The sequence below is a fragment of the Paucihalobacter ruber genome (genome assembly GCF_006494535.1).
In the GTDB taxonomy this organism is placed as follows: domain Bacteria; phylum Bacteroidota; class Bacteroidia; order Flavobacteriales; family Flavobacteriaceae; genus Paucihalobacter; species Paucihalobacter ruber.
This window is the reverse complement of record NZ_VHIQ01000003.1, coordinates 459913-475812: the sequence shown is the minus strand read 5'-3', so window position 1 is coordinate 475812 and position 15900 is coordinate 459913. Positions and strand designations below refer to the sequence as shown.

Annotated in this window: 13 protein-coding genes; 8 read left to right on the top strand and 5 right to left on the bottom strand. The window is 36.7% G+C overall.

The features are described 5' to 3' along the window. Positions 1-57 precede the first annotated feature (57 nt). The 5 genes from FJ651_RS08495 to FJ651_RS08475 all read right to left on the bottom strand — a co-directional run bounded on the left by FJ651_RS08495 (position 58) and on the right by FJ651_RS08475 (position 9692). Positions 58-930, bottom strand: coding sequence for a hypothetical protein (locus FJ651_RS08495; protein ID WP_140990079.1), 873 nt, complete (start codon positions 928-930; stop codon positions 58-60). Positions 931-943: 13 nt separating this feature from the next. After that, complete coding sequence (locus tag FJ651_RS08490; RefSeq protein WP_140990078.1) at positions 944-2617, bottom strand: SusD/RagB family nutrient-binding outer membrane lipoprotein; 1674 nt, start codon at positions 2615-2617, stop codon at positions 944-946. 15 nt (positions 2618-2632) lie between these two features. Next, the gene (locus tag FJ651_RS08485) at positions 2633-5869 is read right to left on the bottom strand and encodes a SusC/RagA family TonB-linked outer membrane protein (RefSeq protein WP_140990077.1); all 3237 of its coding nucleotides are present in this window, start codon (positions 5867-5869) and stop codon (positions 2633-2635) included. 453 nt (positions 5870-6322) lie between these two features. Beyond that, entirely contained in the window at positions 6323-7960 is a 1638-nt protein-coding gene (locus tag FJ651_RS08480; RefSeq protein ID WP_140990076.1) for an aryl-sulfate sulfotransferase, read from the bottom strand. Between the two features lie 76 nt (positions 7961-8036). Then, positions 8037-9692 carry a BamA/TamA family outer membrane protein gene (locus FJ651_RS08475; protein ID WP_246085339.1) on the bottom strand — a complete coding sequence of 552 codons (1656 nt, stop codon included), beginning with the start codon at positions 9690-9692 and terminating at the stop codon, positions 8037-8039. Positions 9693-9902: 210 nt separating this feature from the next. Between FJ651_RS08475 and rpsL the strand changes: the two genes are divergently transcribed. From rpsL to rplB, 8 genes are all read left to right on the top strand, one after another. Then, entirely contained in the window at positions 9903-10310 is a 408-nt protein-coding gene (gene rpsL, locus FJ651_RS08470) for a 30S ribosomal protein S12 (RefSeq protein ID WP_140990075.1), read from the top strand. Positions 10311-10332: 22 nt separating this feature from the next. Further along, complete coding sequence (rpsG, locus tag FJ651_RS08465; RefSeq protein ID WP_140990074.1) at positions 10333-10809, top strand: 30S ribosomal protein S7; 477 nt, start codon at positions 10333-10335, stop codon at positions 10807-10809. Between the two features lie 6 nt (positions 10810-10815). Next, positions 10816-12942: an elongation factor G gene (gene fusA, locus FJ651_RS08460; RefSeq protein WP_140990073.1), complete on the top strand. Its 2127-nt coding sequence runs from the start codon at positions 10816-10818 to the stop codon at positions 12940-12942. 10 nt (positions 12943-12952) lie between these two features. Then, positions 12953-13258, top strand: a complete 306-nt coding sequence (rpsJ, locus tag FJ651_RS08455; protein WP_007650482.1) for a 30S ribosomal protein S10 — start codon at positions 12953-12955, stop codon at positions 13256-13258. 256 nt (positions 13259-13514) lie between these two features. After that, a complete protein-coding gene (gene rplC, locus FJ651_RS08450) occupies positions 13515-14132 on the top strand; it encodes a 50S ribosomal protein L3 (protein ID WP_140990072.1) in 618 nt (205 codons plus the stop codon). Further along, positions 14132-14761: a 50S ribosomal protein L4 gene (rplD, locus tag FJ651_RS08445; protein WP_140990071.1), complete on the top strand. Its 630-nt coding sequence runs from the start codon at positions 14132-14134 to the stop codon at positions 14759-14761. The genes rplC and rplD overlap by 1 nt, the downstream gene beginning before the upstream one ends. Positions 14762-14768: 7 nt before the next feature. After that, complete coding sequence (gene rplW, locus FJ651_RS08440) at positions 14769-15059, top strand: 50S ribosomal protein L23 (RefSeq protein ID WP_140990070.1); 291 nt, start codon at positions 14769-14771, stop codon at positions 15057-15059. 10 nt (positions 15060-15069) lie between these two features. After that, positions 15070-15897 carry a 50S ribosomal protein L2 gene (rplB, locus tag FJ651_RS08435; RefSeq protein ID WP_140990069.1) on the top strand — a complete coding sequence of 276 codons (828 nt, stop codon included), beginning with the start codon at positions 15070-15072 and terminating at the stop codon, positions 15895-15897. The last annotated feature ends 3 nt before the right edge of the window (positions 15898-15900 follow it).

Sequence of the window (15900 nt, the reverse complement as noted above, 5' to 3'; positions counted from 1 at the left end):
TGAAATCAAAACATAAAAAAAGCCGGCGGTAGCCGGCTTCCAAGTTAACATGCTCAATTATTGATAATTTGTATTACAATAATCAATCAATTCTACACCTACCGGTGGGAATGGACCAATGTCCATGATAGTGTTACCATTAGAGGCAATGATTTGGAAAATAACTTCCTCATCCCAATCTCCGCTAGAATACTGTATGGAGATTACCTGAGAACCCGAAGGAACTTCAAAGTTAACTGTTAAACTGGCTCCGTTGTCCATGGTAAATCTTGATTCATTTCCATCAATAGTAATTACTAATTCGCCACCGTTCCATCCATCACCGTATAAATCGGTCATTTCTATGGTCCAGGTACCGGAAGCCGGTGGCGCCGGTGGGCAAACTAAATTTACATTGTATTGGTAAGGTGATCTTGTAAATGAACCTGATAAAATTCCACCATTAGCGTCACCACTAGAAAAACTACGGCCGTCTGTTAAATTGGCAATAAATCTAACTACAAAACGATCACCACCTGAATAGTCGTCACTGGTTAGACCTAATGCCTGAGCTGCTTGTCCAAGTGATGTGTTAAAGGTAATGACAGGTAAATTATTTTCTCCATTCGAAAATGCTGAGGCGGGAATAGTTGTTAAAGGTGCTTCATCTCTTGAATTATCAGGACCGTTGTCTGTTCTATCATCAAATGATACCACAACGTCTACCGATTCTAATAAATCACCACCTCTGTTATCTTCGAATTCAAGAGTTACCGAAAATTCAGATTGTGGATTAAATACGTCGAATTCAGAACTATTTACCGCGATGGTTCTTAATATAGCACCGCGTGTTGTATTATTGTTTACAATATCGATAACGTTATCATCACTGCTACAACCAAGTAGCGATGCTAAGATTACAATTGTAAAGATTTTAAATATATATTTCATAACTATTTATTTTTTAGTTTGCAATTGGAAAACCGGGCGATGGTGGATTATTATCCCAGAAAACTTGCTGAGTTACACTTGCTTTTTGCTGAACATTTGAATTGTTGTTTACAAAATTTGCCGGGTAAAATAATGATCTGATAAAAGCTCCCGGGTTGGGTTCAATATTTGGTGCTACCGTTGTAGGGTAACCGGTTCTTCTATAAAAATTATAACCATCAATACCGTTGCCGTAAAGATTGGTGAAGAACTCTTCTGCAAGAACATTCCATTTACCTGTAGGATCAGCTGCGTTAAATTTTGCGGCAATTGCGTTCGCGTGGTTTGTGATAACCGTTGTACTTGGCGCAAATGATAAATCAGCTGTGGTGTCCAACGCTCCGAATGAAGAGACTTTGGCTACAGATTTTTGCAATCCACTTAACACGAAATTTCTTGCGGTGGTAAAGTCGCTACTTAGCATAGCCACTTCAGCTCGATAAAAGTCAACGGTAGAGGCCAAAATAAGTGGAGTAATACCAATACCTCCTGCGCCGGCACCTTGGCCAAGACCTTCAAATCTGTTATCATCAAAGGCACCGCCTGCTGGATAGACACCTGTAAGTGTTCTCAAAAACCCATCTGGTGGAATACCTTCATTGTTGCCGTGTATTCTTCCCCAATATCCATTTGGTAAAAAACAGAAGATATCTTCAAAAGGCGTATCTACATAATGTACAGGAGCATCTTGAAGTGAACATTGTAAGCTCTCTTCATTAGGTGCAATTTCAGCTCCGGGTGTGGCGCTTACTTGTCTATAATAATAGTAACGAATTCTTGGATCGTTGTTAACTCGCATGTAGTTCATTAACCAGTTAGACATGTAATCAATACCACCAGTAGTAGTATAACTGCTAGAATATCTGGGGTGGCGTGTATCTGGCTGTACCTCGTTTGTACCCCAGCCATTAAATTGAAAATCGTCATCAGAGCTAGCAATATAATTTCCTGAACTTATAATACTATTAAAGTTGGCAATGGCGCTGTTATCAACAAGTCTAGATTGTAAATAAATTTTCAATTTAATAGTGTTGGCAGCCTTTATCCATTTAGTTCTATTGCCGCCATAATAGAAATCGTTTTGCGGTCCTGAAGCGGGAGTTTCGTTAAACGCTGCAATAGCTTCGTTTAATAAACCAACTGCTGCGGCATATACGTCTGCTCCTGCATCAACATTCGGATTAAAGTTGCCTGATCCTTGAAGTGCTTCAGAGTAGGGAACATCTCCAAAGAAATCAACTAATGTCACCAAGGTAAATGCTTCTAAGGTTTTAGCAATACCGATGTGTGTGGTAAGACCTCCTTCTTCGGCTAATGGTAACATGATTCTGATATCGGTCATCATTTCGGCATAAGCACGTCTCCAATTCCCATCAAAAGTTGAGGGTCCGTAATTGTTGGTGTAATTTCTACCAAACATATAGTCAATTCGTGCCAGTTCTGCACCTACACGGGCAAAACCACTACCTGTTCCGTCTATCATGTCAATGAACTCTAATTGTATGTTATTTAAAAGTGCATTAACATCAGCTTGTTCAGGACTTAGCGTGTTTGGGTTTACTCTTAAATCGAGATCTGTTGTCTCGCATGTTAAGAATAGTACCCCAACAAATCCTGAGAGTGATAATATCTTGAAAAATCTTTTCATAATTATAATACTTTTTTAAAATGTTGCTTTTAAACTAAAACCATATCTTTTACCACTTGGGCCATTAAGATAATCAAAACCTAAACCATTACCAACACCTAAACCTGCAACGTTGGGATCGAAGTTAGCACCGCTTGGCATGTTGAATGCTTTATACCAAAGATTAAAACCCTGAACACTAAATGAAAGTGAACCGAAGGGCGTTCTTTCCAGCCATTTTCTTGGTATGTTGTAACCTAGAGAAATTTCTTGTAGTCTCAATGTGGTTGCGTCATACACTCTTAATTCCTCAGGACCAAACAACACGTTGTTAAAATAATAGGTTGAGTTATTTATTTGTGTAGTATTTGGCTGGCCTGTACTGGCATTAATACCTGGCAAAATATATGTGCTTTCTCTGTCGATGGTTTCTGTGATAAGACCTCTACCAAGAAGAGTTGCTACAGTTGAACTGTAAATGTCTCCGCCTTGAACATGGTTGAATAAGAAACTTAAGGTTACGTTTTTGTAAGAAATTGTATTAGAAACATTCAAAATAAAATCGGGGTTTGGATCTCCAATAATTGGAATTCTTCCGCTTTCATCTTGATTTTCTATAATGTAATCTCCATTAGCATCAACCAAAAAGTTTCCATTGGCATCTCTACCTATTCTGCTACCAACCATGGTGCCTAGAGGCTGACCTTCAATGGCAGCATTACCAAGGTTTGAGAAACCTGCGTAAATGATAATATCGGTATCGGGACCTAAGTCTGTAACTTCATTTCTGATAACGGTAAAGTTAGAGTTGATACTCCAGTTAAAACCTGAAGGTTCAGGGCTTCTAAAAACAGCAACACCTAAATCTGCTTCAATACCCCAGCCGGTTACTTCACCAACATTAGTTTGTATAGAAGTACCACCTGTTGCCGGGTCTAATGGTCTTGTAACGATTAAATCTTTTGTAACTCTGTCAAAATAGGATGCATCAAATGTAACGCGATTATCAAACCATCTAGACTCTATACCAATTTCTACTTCTGTGTATCTTTCTGGTTTTATATTAGGGTTTGACAAAACATTGTCGGCAGTATTTGACACCACAAAATTACCTCCACTATCTTGAAATCGTTGTGTATTTAAGAATAAGTTGGTTGAAGCAGGGAAACCGGTAGCAAATCCTGCAGATTCTCCATATCCTGCTCTAACTTTTAAGAAGTTTATTGTACTTGATTTTAATCCTTCTATGGCGTCGGTTGCAATAAAGGCTAATGAGCTACCTTTATAGAAGATAGAATTGTTAGCTTCAGGTAAGTTTGAGGCCCAATCATTTCGACCGTTAAGTGTTAAGTACAAAAAGTTTTTGTATCCAAATTCAGCTTGTCCATAAAGACCAACTATATTTTGATAAGTAGTAAATTGTATAGGCTCGTGAAGATTAAAGTTGAAATGTCTTAACACTCCAAACACATTTTGACCTGAACTCGATACCCCTTGTCTGTCGTAATTAATACTCCTAGATGTGGCACCTAAGTTAAAATTCATATCTAAGTCTTCTGTAAGCTTATAATTTCCATTCAGAATAAGGTTGTGATCCCAAATAAGATTGTTGTTGTCGAACGAATCTATTACCCCGCTTAAAGTTCTTGCAGGTAAATCTACACCACCTTTATTTTGGTAATTTCTGTTTCTTTCGTTGTAGAAATCAAATCCTAAACGGTAAACAAGATTGAGATTTTCGGTAAAATCATACTGCGCTGTGAAATTTCCAAAAACTCTATTTGTTAATTGTCTGTTTTGAGCGTTATTAACCGTCCATAATGGATGTTGTATACTATTGTTTTGTCTGTAGTAAACACTACCTCCGGTAATAGGGTTTTGAAATGGTAATCCCATTAAATCTACACTAATTGGTGTGAAGAATAAATTCCCAAAAACAGAAGAACCATCACCAAAAGCCCCGTTACCTGTACTGGCCGCAAAAGGCGGCGTTTTAAAATCGGTTCTGGTATAATTAAATGTTCCAGAAATTGAGAAGTTATTACTTAACTGGGCTCTACCACCCATACCAAAATTGTTTCTTGTTAGTTTATTACCTGGTGTAAATCCTTCATCTGTAAGGTTACCATAGCTTATATTGTATGCAACTTTACCGTCTGCCGAAGACCCATTAGCGTTAACAGAGGTATTTGTTACAAGTCCGGTTCTAAAAAAGTTTTCAACACTTTTGTAAGGTCTCCAGTCGTATCTGGCGCCGGCAAACTCAGGAAATGCTTGAGGTATACCGGTTGCCGATGAAGCTGTGGAGTAAGGATGAGCCAATGTTCCATTACTGTCAATTGCTGGCTGACTTCCCCATCCTGCTGGACCACCTTCATTAAAACTTGGTCCCCAGTTACTAAAAAACCACCCAAAAGCCTGATCAAAACCAACTCCGTATTCTGTTTGATAATTGGGTAAAGAGGCAATATCATTAAAAAATATTGATTGGCTAAAAGTAATTTCAGACTTTTTAGCTGACATTCCGGCTGTGCCATTTTTAGTAGTAATCAATATAACACCATTTTTTCCGGCCTCACCATAAATGGTTGCGGCAGAAAAACCTTTTAAAATGTTAACACTCTCAATACTGTTTGGGTCTAAATCTAAAAATCTACTTGAACCTGCATTACCATCAACAAAGTCTCCCGGTGCATTAGTGTCTGAACTAAAAGGAACACCATCAACAATAAATAATGGCTGATTGTTTTGATTAAACGAGACCTGGCCACGAATGTTGATGCTTGTTGCAGAACCAGATATACCACTTTGTTGAGTGATATTAACCCCCGAAGCTTTGCCTCGAAGTACGCGACCCAAATCACCTTCGGTGCGCTGCTCAATATCTTCAGATTTTACTGTGCTTACGGCATAACCCAGAGCTTTTTTCTCCCTTCTAATACCTTGTGCAGTAATAAGCACCTCGTCTAGTCCAACAGAATCTTCAAACAGTTGAACATTTATTACCGATGCGTCGCCAACCAGTCTTTCTTCGGTTTTTTGACCTACAAAAGAAAACACTAATGTTTCTCCTACATTGGCAGTAATGGTATAGTTACCATCAAAATCGGTTTGTGCACCATTTGTAGTGCCTTTTACAGTAATGCTTACACCTGGAAGTGGAAGCCCGTCTTGGTCAGTGACGTTACCTGTTATAATTTTTTCCTGTGCAAATGATACATGCACAACAAAAACTAATAACAGGGTTAATAAACCCGTCAACTTTTTCTTCATACTAAATGTTAGTTTTAAGTTAATGAAATGTTTTGTTTAAGTTAATCGGGACAAATATGCCAATATTTTGTTAAAGCACCAACATATATTCAAATAAAATTAGTGGACTTATTAAAAAAGTATGAATACTGCAATAATTATAATTAAAACGTAATAATAAAATCATAAATTAACTTAAAACGACCTGTGTGTTGAGAATTTAACAAAGTAGGTGAGTCGATTTAACGTTCAGTCTAATATTTGTTTTATTAGTTAAAAAAAATATTTTAAAGAATTGAAAACAATATAATTAACACAAAAATAAAAACGAGAATCACTACTTCTAAAAATTTAAATTTAAAATTAAAAGGAATTATAGTTTAGAATCTTATATAAAATTCCAAGCTCAATTTTTTATTTCAATTTAGTTAATAAAGAGTTTTCAATTAGTGAACTAAAAAAGTAAAGTGGTAGCTACAACTTTATAAATTTGAATTGTTGCATTGTATTATTATTTAATTCAATTTGCAAGAAATAAATACCAGTTTCAAAATTTGAAACTTCAATCAGGTTTGTAGCGTTTAATTGAAGAACATTTTTTCCAAGAACATTAAAAATTTGAATTTTACCGATCATACCGTTTGACAAAATATGAAGGTAATTATTGCTTGGATTCGGCCAAATTTTTATTTGAGTGGTATTGAATTCGTCTATGCTTAAATTATTACAAGGGGTTAAATCGGGATCTAGTTCTATTGGATCGCCTGGCGTGAGATCCTTTCCTGTGAATGCTGGATAGTCTGGTGCATACTTAATGGCTCTGAAGGTTTGATTTAAAAAACCTTGGGTAGTTTGACCTTGTTCAGCTATCACTCCAGTTTCGTTATTAATCGGTACAATGTATTTCCAAACAATTTCTTCGTTGGGATTGATTTCAAAAATTATTCCTCTACCTCCCGAACAGATGAGCATATTTCCATTAGGTAATACTTGTGCACTGCTGAGAATAGGCGAATAAAAATTTGTAATATCTTCGGTGTCTACGTAAACGTAGTCGGGCGTACTAGGACCAAACATGGTGTTGGTTTCGTAACTGTAAAATCCGGGACTGTCAAATGGTGTATCAATAATAAAAACTTCTGAAAATAGAGGAGTTCTGCCATTGCCGTTATTAAATAAAATAATTTTACCTTCATTATTTAATCCCTGTGGAATTCTATGGGGATAATGCTGGCCGAATAATTTTCTTGCTGATGCATTACCCTGTCTGTAGGCTTGTGGATTTCCCCATCGGTAAAGCAAATCGCCACCTCTACCGTAAATACCGCCATCGCCTGTGGCGGCCTGAGCAGTTGTGGTTGAGTGATCAATGATGTAAATTTCACTAAGGTTTCGGCTACTTATCACTATTTGGTCTAAAACTTCGTCATACTGAATTGAATTAAAATGGAGCCAATTGGCATTGCCGCTTAAACCATTTACAAAATTAATATCAAGTTTATTTGGATTTAAACCGACGTTTCCAAAATTATTTTTTGTTATATCGAAATCTTGTATAAGATGATTTTTGACATTCCACTCCCAAACAACGTTAGCTTCATCAAATCCAACCGGTGATACTTCTATGATTTGTTGGTTATAAAGTTCGCCTTGCGGAAGTAAAGCCGGGTTCCGTCCGGCTTGAATTGCTTCTTCCGCTGTCATTAACGTTGCTGCTAAAATTAACACATTTCCATTAGGCATGGGATAAACGTCATGGTGTTGACGATATTGAGGGGTGTCGTAAAAAAACTGCCAAATAAGGTCGCCATCCCAAGAATATTTTTCAATAACTCCACCGCGACCACCAAATGAGATGGTAGTACTATTGGTGCGACCGGTACGTAATAAGTCACCATTTTCAAGCAAGTAAACGGCATTGCCGGGTAAATAATTACTTTCCCATTCATTGATTACTTCACCACAATTGTTGAATAAAAAAGATTTATTGTTAATCGAAATAAGTGTGTAAGCTTCAAAAACATCAGCGTCAATTAAAATTGTTCCAAAGGTGTTTTGTGAAAAACCATAAAAATTAAATATTAAGAGTAGAATAAGTAATTTTAATTTCATAAGCCTATTGTTGTTCGACAAACCTAATAATAATTGATAAAAAAATGATGGAAGTTTTTAAAATTAACAGCCCTTTTTAAAAGGATGTTGTTAAACTTATATGAACTTTAGAGTCTGAAAGTCTAAATGGTTGGTCTTCTGTTTTAGCACTTGAATAGTTAAACCTAAATAAACCGGTGTTGGTTAAAAGACCAAATCCAAATCCAAATCCAAAAAGTTTATTATTGATTTCTGTAATTTTATTTTCACTGTAGGCAGCATCAAATACTGTGTGTACAAAAAGATTACTGCTTAATTTGTATCGGTATTCGGTATTTATAACACCATAAAGGTTTGCGAGAAGTGTATTTTCTTCAAAGCCTCGAATGGAGTTAATGCCGCCAAATCTAAACAGTTCATTTTCAAAAAAATTATCTGAAAATAGGCTTGCTCCATCAATTCTTACATAAACACTGTTTCTGTTATTTAGATTAAAAATCTTATAGGTGTTAATTTTAACCAATGTTTGGTTGATGGAAGTGTCTCCGCTAATTCTGTTGCCAAACCCGGCAGAGAGGTCAAAATAAAAATTTACAGGAAAAAGCAAATCGTAAAATTGTGGTGTAATATGATTAAACTGAGCTAAATAAAAGGTGGATTTAAAATCTTGAATAAAGAGATTGGTGGCACCTGACAAATTAGTTGAATTTAAGCCTGATATACCTAAGCTCACCCTGTTTTTAAGGTTGATTTGGTAGTCAACCTTAAAACTTTGCTCTGCGTTTTGAAAGGTAGAATCCCTTCTAAAAATATTTAAGTTAGCTGTAACTCCAATGGGGGTTTTAAATAAAAATGGCATATTGACATTTACATCAAATGTGCGTTGTTCATTTTCATCACTTTTATAAAAAATTCTTAGAGATTCACCGTAATTAAGATTGTTGATGAGGTTTAAATTTAAATAACCATCAAATTGAATTTTATTGGAGTCTTCGTTGGTTCCAAAGCCAAGGAATCCGTCAAAAGTATTAACTTGTTCTTTTTCAAGATATAGATATAATAGTGTAGAATCTTGGGTAAAAAGCACCTCAGGTTCTCGTACTTGATTCACAAAATTGATATTTTGAAAATTAGCAGTTTGCTTTTTTATGTTATCTAAATTGAATGGTGTGCTATTGGTTAGTTTTATTTGGTGTTTTAAAAAACCCTTCGGAAATTTTTCATATCCTTTTATGATAATCGAGTCAATATTGCGCTTTACATTCTCTTCAATTTTTAAATTGCCTTTAATAATCTCGTTATTTAGTCTTTCGAGATTCGTTAACTGAACAACAGTGAAGGGATCTCCTTTTGAGCTTAATTCTTTATTGATACCTTGAAGAACGGTTTCCAGATTTTGAATATCAATATCTACAAAATCACTGGTATTGTTTTTTATGTCAGTTTTTAAAAACTTAAAGCTAATATTTGGGTCCTTGAAGATTCTAACTGTTTTGTATTGATTGTTTAACGAAATCTCAGCCGTGAATAAACTATCGTTAGTTTTTAAAAATGAGTGTAATTTATTTTCAATGTAGCCTAAGCGCTCAAGTTTTGTTATAAAAGAGATGACCTCTAGATTGGCAGAGTTAAAATCTTGATGCCATTTTTTGTATCCAATAGAGTCTACTGTTTTAATTTTCGAACTATCCGTTGTTTTAATTTTTAGCTGAAGTGTTTGCGCTTGAGAAGGAAACAACGCAAGAATGAACACAAAATAAAACACAAATTTTAGTCTATTTAGCACTTGAATATTTCTGAAAAACTGTCAAAACTAACGGAAATATTTCTCTTTAGTTGTAGTCTGTTTATAATTTAATTGAATAATGCTTAAAATTAATCTTCACTAATTTGAATTATTCATTTTAATTTCTACCTTTGCAGCCCTCAAAAGTGAGGGTTAATTATATTTTAGTAAAATAATATGCCAACAATTTCACAATTAGTAAGAAAAGGTAGAGCCAAAATAACTAAGAAGAGTAAATCGGCTGCTTTGGATTCTTGTCCGCAAAGACGTGGAGTTTGTACGCGTGTTTACACTACTACACCTAAGAAACCTAATTCGGCTATGCGTAAAGTAGCAAGGGTTAGATTAACTAATGGTAATGAAGTAAACGCATACATCCCGGGCGAAGGACACAATCTCCAAGAGCACTCGATAGTATTGGTTAGAGGCGGAAGAGTAAAAGATTTACCGGGTGTAAGATATCACATTGTTCGTGGTGCCTTAGATACCGCAGGTGTTGCAGGTAGAACGCAACGCAGATCAAAGTATGGTGCAAAGAGACCAAAACCAGGTCAGGCTCCTGCTGCAACCGGTAAGAAAAAGTAATTAAATCTTTTAAGAAAAAGACATGAGAAAAAGACAAGCGAAAAAAAGACCGCTTTTACCAGATCCTAGATTTAACGATCAACTAGTAACACGTTTCGTTAACATGATGATGTGGGACGGTAAAAAGTCTGTGGCGTTTAAGGTTTTTTACGATGCGATTGACATTGTAGACCAGAAGAAAACAGACGAAGAGAAAACTGCTCTTGAAATCTGGAAAGATGCATTATCTAATGTAATGCCTCACGTAGAGGTGCGAAGTAGAAGAGTAGGTGGAGCTACATTCCAAATTCCTTCTCAAATTCGTCCTGATAGAAAAATTTCTATTGCCATGAAATGGTTAATTAGTTACTCAAGAAAGAGAAACGAGAAATCAATGGCACAAAGATTAGCCTCTGAAGTTCTTGCCGCAGCCAAAGAAGAAGGTGCAGCAGTTAAAAAGAGAGTTGATACACATAAAATGGCCGAAGCGAACAAAGCATTCTCACACTTTAGATTTTAATAAAAAATGAGTAGAGATTTAAAATATACTAGAAATATAGGTATTGCCGCTCACATCGATGCTGGTAAAACAACTACAACAGAACGTATTTTGTTTTATACAGGTGTAAGTCACAAAATTGGTGAGGTACATGATGGGGCTGCTACTATGGACTGGATGGAGCAAGAACAAGAAAGAGGTATCACTATTACTTCTGCTGCTACCACCTGTACATGGGTTTTTCCTAGAGTAAATGGACAGCCAGTTGACGATTCAAAAGATTATCACTTTAATATTATTGATACTCCCGGGCACGTTGATTTTACCGTTGAGGTAAACAGATCTTTACGTGTGCTTGACGGTTTAGTATTCTTGTTTAGCGCTGTTGATGGTGTTGAGCCACAATCTGAAACTAACTGGAGATTAGCAGATAATTACAAAGTGCCAAGAATTGGTTTTGTGAATAAAATGGACCGTCAAGGTGCCAACTTTATGGCAGTAATTACCCAGGTAAAAGAAATGCTTGGTTCTAACGCAGTGCCAATTGTATTACCTATTGGTGATGAAATTGATTTTAAAGGTGTAGTAGACTTAGTTAAAAACCGTGCTATAGTATGGCATGATGAAACTCAGGGTGCTACTTTCGATGTTATTGAAATACCTGAGGAACTAAAAGAAGAAACAAAAAAGTACAGAGCGCTTCTAATTGAAGAGGTAGCCGGATACGATGAAAATCTTCTTGAAAAATATATGGAAGATGAAGAATCCATCACCGAGGATGAAATTCACGCTGCTCTAAGAGCTGCTGTAATGGATATGTCCATCATCCCAATGATTTGTGGTTCGTCATTTAAGAATAAAGGGGTTCAGTTTTTATTGGATGCCGTATGCAGATACTTGCCTTCTCCGGTTGATAAGGAAGCCATCATTGGAACTAATCCTGATACAGGAGCGGAAATTGCCAGAAAGCCTGATGTAAAAGAGCCATTTGCTGCTTTAGCATTTAAAATTGCAACAGATCCTTATGTAGGTCGTTTAGCATTTTTTAGAGCTTATTCAGGTCGTTTAGATGCTGGTTCGTACGTTTTAAATAACCGTTCAGGAAATAAAGAGCGTATTTCTAGAATCTATCAAATGCACGCTAATAAACAAAATGCCATCGATTTTATCGAGGCAGGTGATATTGGTGCTGCTGTTGGTTTTAAGAGCATTAAAACAGGTGATACTTTATCTGATGAAAAGCATCCAATTGTATTAGAAAGTATGAACTTCCCTGATCCGGTAATTGGTATTGCTGTTGAGCCTAAAACTAAGGCCGATGTTGATAAATTAGGAATGGCTTTATCTAAATTGGCAGAGGAAGATCCTACGTTTACTGTAAGAACGGACGAAGCGTCCGGTCAAACCATTATTTCAGGTATGGGCGAGCTTCACTTAGACATTATTGTGGATCGTTTAAGACGTGAGTTTAAAGTTGAAGTTAACCAAGGTCAACCACAGGTAGAATACAAAGAGGCAATCACCCAATTAGCACAACACAGAGAAGTTTACAAAAAACAATCTGGTGGTCGCGGTAAATTTGCCGATATCGTATTCAAACTTGAGCCGGCTGAAGCAGGTAAAGTTGGATTGGAGTTTGTTTCAGAAATTAAAGGTGGTAACGTACCAAAAGAATTTATACCGTCTATTGAAAAAGGATTTAAATTGGCAATGCAAAATGGTCCGTTAGCGGGTTATGAGGTAGATGCGATGAAAGTAACACTTTTAGATGGTTCTTATCACGACGTAGATTCAGATCAGTTGTCGTTCGAGTTGGCTGCAAAGCTTGGTTTTAAAGCTGCTGCAAGAGCTGCAAAAGCTGTTATTATGGAGCCTATCATGAAACTTGAAGTATTAACTCCTGAAGAAAACATGGGTGATATAGTAGGTGACCTTAACCGTCGTCGTGGTCAGGTTAATGACATGGGCGATAGAGCTGGTTCTAAAGTTGTAAAAGCACACGTGCCATTATCAGAAATGTTTGGTTATGTAACCTCTTTACGTACATTATCTTCAGGTAGAGCAACCTCTACTATGGAATTTTCTCATTATGCCGAAACACCTTCAAATATATCTGAAGAAGTGATTAAGGCAGCTAAAGGTGTTGAAGCTTAAATAAAAAGTCATGAGTCAGAAAATTAGAATAAAATTAAAATCATACGATCACAACTTGGTAGATAAATCTGCCGATAAAATTGTGAAAACTGTAAAGAGCACTGGTGCTGTGGTAACCGGTCCAATTCCTTTACCAACACACAAAAAAATATTTACAGTATTGAGATCTCCACACGTCAACAAAAAGAGTAGAGAGCAGTTTCAATTAAGCTCATACAAGAGATTGCTTGACATTTACAGCTCATCTTCTAAAACTATCGATGCGTTGATGAAGTTAGAGTTGCCAAGTGGTGTAGAGGTTGAGATTAAGGTGTGATGAATTCCCGTGAAAACGGGAATCTTGTCAAAAATTGTCACATTCAGCAATTAAACGATGAGATACCCGCCTACGCGGGTATACATGTCCGGAGCTGCGAGCGACGGAAAAACGGTAAAAATACATTTCAGGGTTGAAAAGTATTTTGACCCTGTTTTATTAGAGTCAAGTCGCGACTTGACCAGAACAAGCTAAGCTTGTAAAAACAAAAACGAAAAGACAATTCGCGAGTTGTCATAACAAAAACAAACAAAATATGTCTGGGTTAATTGGAAAAAAAATCGGTATGACCAGCATCTATGACGAGAATGGAAAAAACATTCCATGTACCGTTATTCAGGCTGGACCATGTATCGTTACCCAAGTCAGAACCAAAGAGGTTGACGGGTATGACGCGCTTCAACTTGGTTTCGATGACAAGGCAGAAAAAAGTACAAATAAAGCAGAACTTGGTCATGCCAAGAAAGCTGGTACTTCTGTAAAAGCCAAAGTTGCCGAATTTCAAGGATTTAAACAAGCGTACAAATTAGGCGATGCCATTACGGTAGAGCATTTTATTGAAGGAGAATTTGTTGATATTACCGGTACCTCAAAAGGTAAAGGTTTTCAGGGTGTTGTTAAACGTCACGGTTTTGGTGGTGTTGGTCAGGCTACCCACGGTCAGCACAACAGATTAAGAGCACCGGGTTCTATTGGTGCGGCATCGTATCCTGCACGAGTTTTTAAAGGTATAAAAATGGCCGGCAGAATGGGTGGAGAAAACGTAAAAGTTGAAAATTTAAGAGTGTATAAAGTGGTACCTGAAAAAAATCTTATCGTAGTTAAAGGTTGCATTCCAGGTCACAAAAACTCTTATGTAATGATTGAGAAGTAATGAAAGTAGCAGTTTTAGATATCAACGGAAAAGACACCGGTAGAAAAGCAGAGCTTTCTAACGACGTGTTCGCTATAGAGCCTAATAATCACGCTGTCTATTTAGATGTAAAGCAGTATTTGGCTAATCAACGTCAAGGTACTCACAAATCGAAAGAGAGAAATGAGATTGCCGGTAGCACAAGAAAAATTAAAAAACAAAAGGGTACTGGTACAGCTCGTGCCGGTAGCATTAAGTCTGGTGTTTTTAAAGGTGGTGGTAGAATGTTTGGACCACGCCCAAGAAATTACAGCTTCAAACTTAATAAGAATCTTAAGAGACTAGCTCGTAAATCTGCCTTAAGTATGAAGGCTAACGACAACTCAATAGTTGTGTTAGAAGACTTCAATTTTGATAGCCCAAAGACTAAGAATTTTACTAGTATTTTAAAGGCTTTAGAAATTGACAATAAAAAATCTTTGTTTGTGTTGGGCGGCTTAAATAATAATGTATATTTGTCGTCACGCAATTTAAAGGGCTCTGAGGTTGTAACAAGTTCTGAATTAAGTACTTATAAGATACTTAACGCAAATAAACTTGTCTTGGTTGAGAGCGCTTTAGAAGGAATTGAATCGAATTTAAGTAAATAGAAGTACGATGAGCATCTTAATAAAACCTATTATTACTGAAAAAGCCACTGCAAGCAGTGAAGCAAATAATTGCTACAGCTTTGAAGTAAATACAAAGGCGAACAAGATAGAAATCAAACAAGCGGTGGAAGCTGCTTACGGTGTTTCTGTTGAAAAGGTTCGTACTATTAATGTCCGTCCCGAAAGAAGAACACGTTTTACAAAAACGGGTCTTCAGCACGGTAAAACAAATGCTGTTAAAAAGGCAATTGTTCAGTTGGCGGAAGGTGAGACAATAGACTTATACGCTAATATGTAATTAGACAATTATGTCAGTAAGAAAATTAAAACCAATCACATCAGCTCAGCGTTTTAGAGTAGTCAATGGGTTTGACGCCATAACTACTGATAAGCCGGAGAAGAGTCTAATCGCTCCGAAAAAAAGATCTGGTGGTAGAAACAGTCAGGGAAAAATGACCATGCGTCACATAGGTGGTGGTCATAAAAAGAAGTATCGTATCATCGATTTCAAAAGAAATAAATATGATATGGCTGCTGAAGTAAAAACAATTGAGTATGATCCTAATAGATCTGCATTTATTGCTTTGGTAGAATATCAGGATGGAGAAAAGAGATATGTTATTGCTCAAAATGGTTTACAAGTAGGTCAAACTATTTCATCAGGAACCTCTGGCGTAGCACCTGAAATAGGTAATTCCATGCCTTTGAGTCAAATTCCTTTGGGAACAATTATATCTTGTATAGAATTGCATCCTGGTCAAGGCGCCAACATTGCGCGTAGCGCAGGCACTTTCGTGCAGTTGATGGCAAGAGACGGAAAATACGCTACAGTAAAAATGCCTTCAGGTGAAACCAGAATGATTTTGGCAACATGTATGGCAACAATTGGTGCGGTATCTAATTCAGATCATCAGTTAATCGTATCCGGTAAAGCGGGTAGATCAAGATGGTTAGGTAGAAGACCTAGAACAAGACCGGTAGTAATGAACCCTGTAGATCACCCAATGGGTGGTGGTGAAGGTCGTGCTTCAGGTGGTCATCCAAGATCTAGAAAAGGTATTCCGGCTAAAGGTTATAGAACTCGTACTAAGACCAAGGCTAGTGGTAAGTTAATTGTAGAACGTAGAAAGAAATAATTG

Excerpts from the sequence above, each read along its gene's own strand:
- rpsJ (WP_007650482.1), top strand. The coding sequence starts at position 12,953 with ATGAGTCAGAAAATTAGAATAAAATTAAAATCATACGATCACAACTTG.
- rplC (WP_140990072.1), top strand. The coding sequence starts at position 13,515 with ATGTCTGGGTTAATTGGAAAAAAAATCGGTATGACCAGCATCTATGAC.
- FJ651_RS08480 (WP_140990076.1), bottom strand. The coding sequence starts at position 7,960 with ATGAAATTAAAATTACTTATTCTACTCTTAATATTTAATTTTTATGGT.
- fusA (WP_140990073.1), top strand. The coding sequence starts at position 10,816 with ATGAGTAGAGATTTAAAATATACTAGAAATATAGGTATTGCCGCTCAC.
- rpsG (WP_140990074.1), top strand. The coding sequence starts at position 10,333 with ATGAGAAAAAGACAAGCGAAAAAAAGACCGCTTTTACCAGATCCTAGA.
- rpsL (WP_140990075.1), top strand. The coding sequence starts at position 9,903 with ATGCCAACAATTTCACAATTAGTAAGAAAAGGTAGAGCCAAAATAACT.
- FJ651_RS08495 (WP_140990079.1), bottom strand. The coding sequence starts at position 930 with ATGAAATATATATTTAAAATCTTTACAATTGTAATCTTAGCATCGCTA.
- FJ651_RS08485 (WP_140990077.1), bottom strand. The coding sequence starts at position 5,869 with ATGAAGAAAAAGTTGACGGGTTTATTAACCCTGTTATTAGTTTTTGTT.
- rplB (WP_140990069.1), top strand. The coding sequence starts at position 15,070 with ATGTCAGTAAGAAAATTAAAACCAATCACATCAGCTCAGCGTTTTAGA.
- rplD (WP_140990071.1), top strand. The coding sequence starts at position 14,132 with ATGAAAGTAGCAGTTTTAGATATCAACGGAAAAGACACCGGTAGAAAA.
- FJ651_RS08490 (WP_140990078.1), bottom strand. The coding sequence starts at position 2,617 with ATGAAAAGATTTTTCAAGATATTATCACTCTCAGGATTTGTTGGGGTA.
- rplW (WP_140990070.1), top strand. The coding sequence starts at position 14,769 with ATGAGCATCTTAATAAAACCTATTATTACTGAAAAAGCCACTGCAAGC.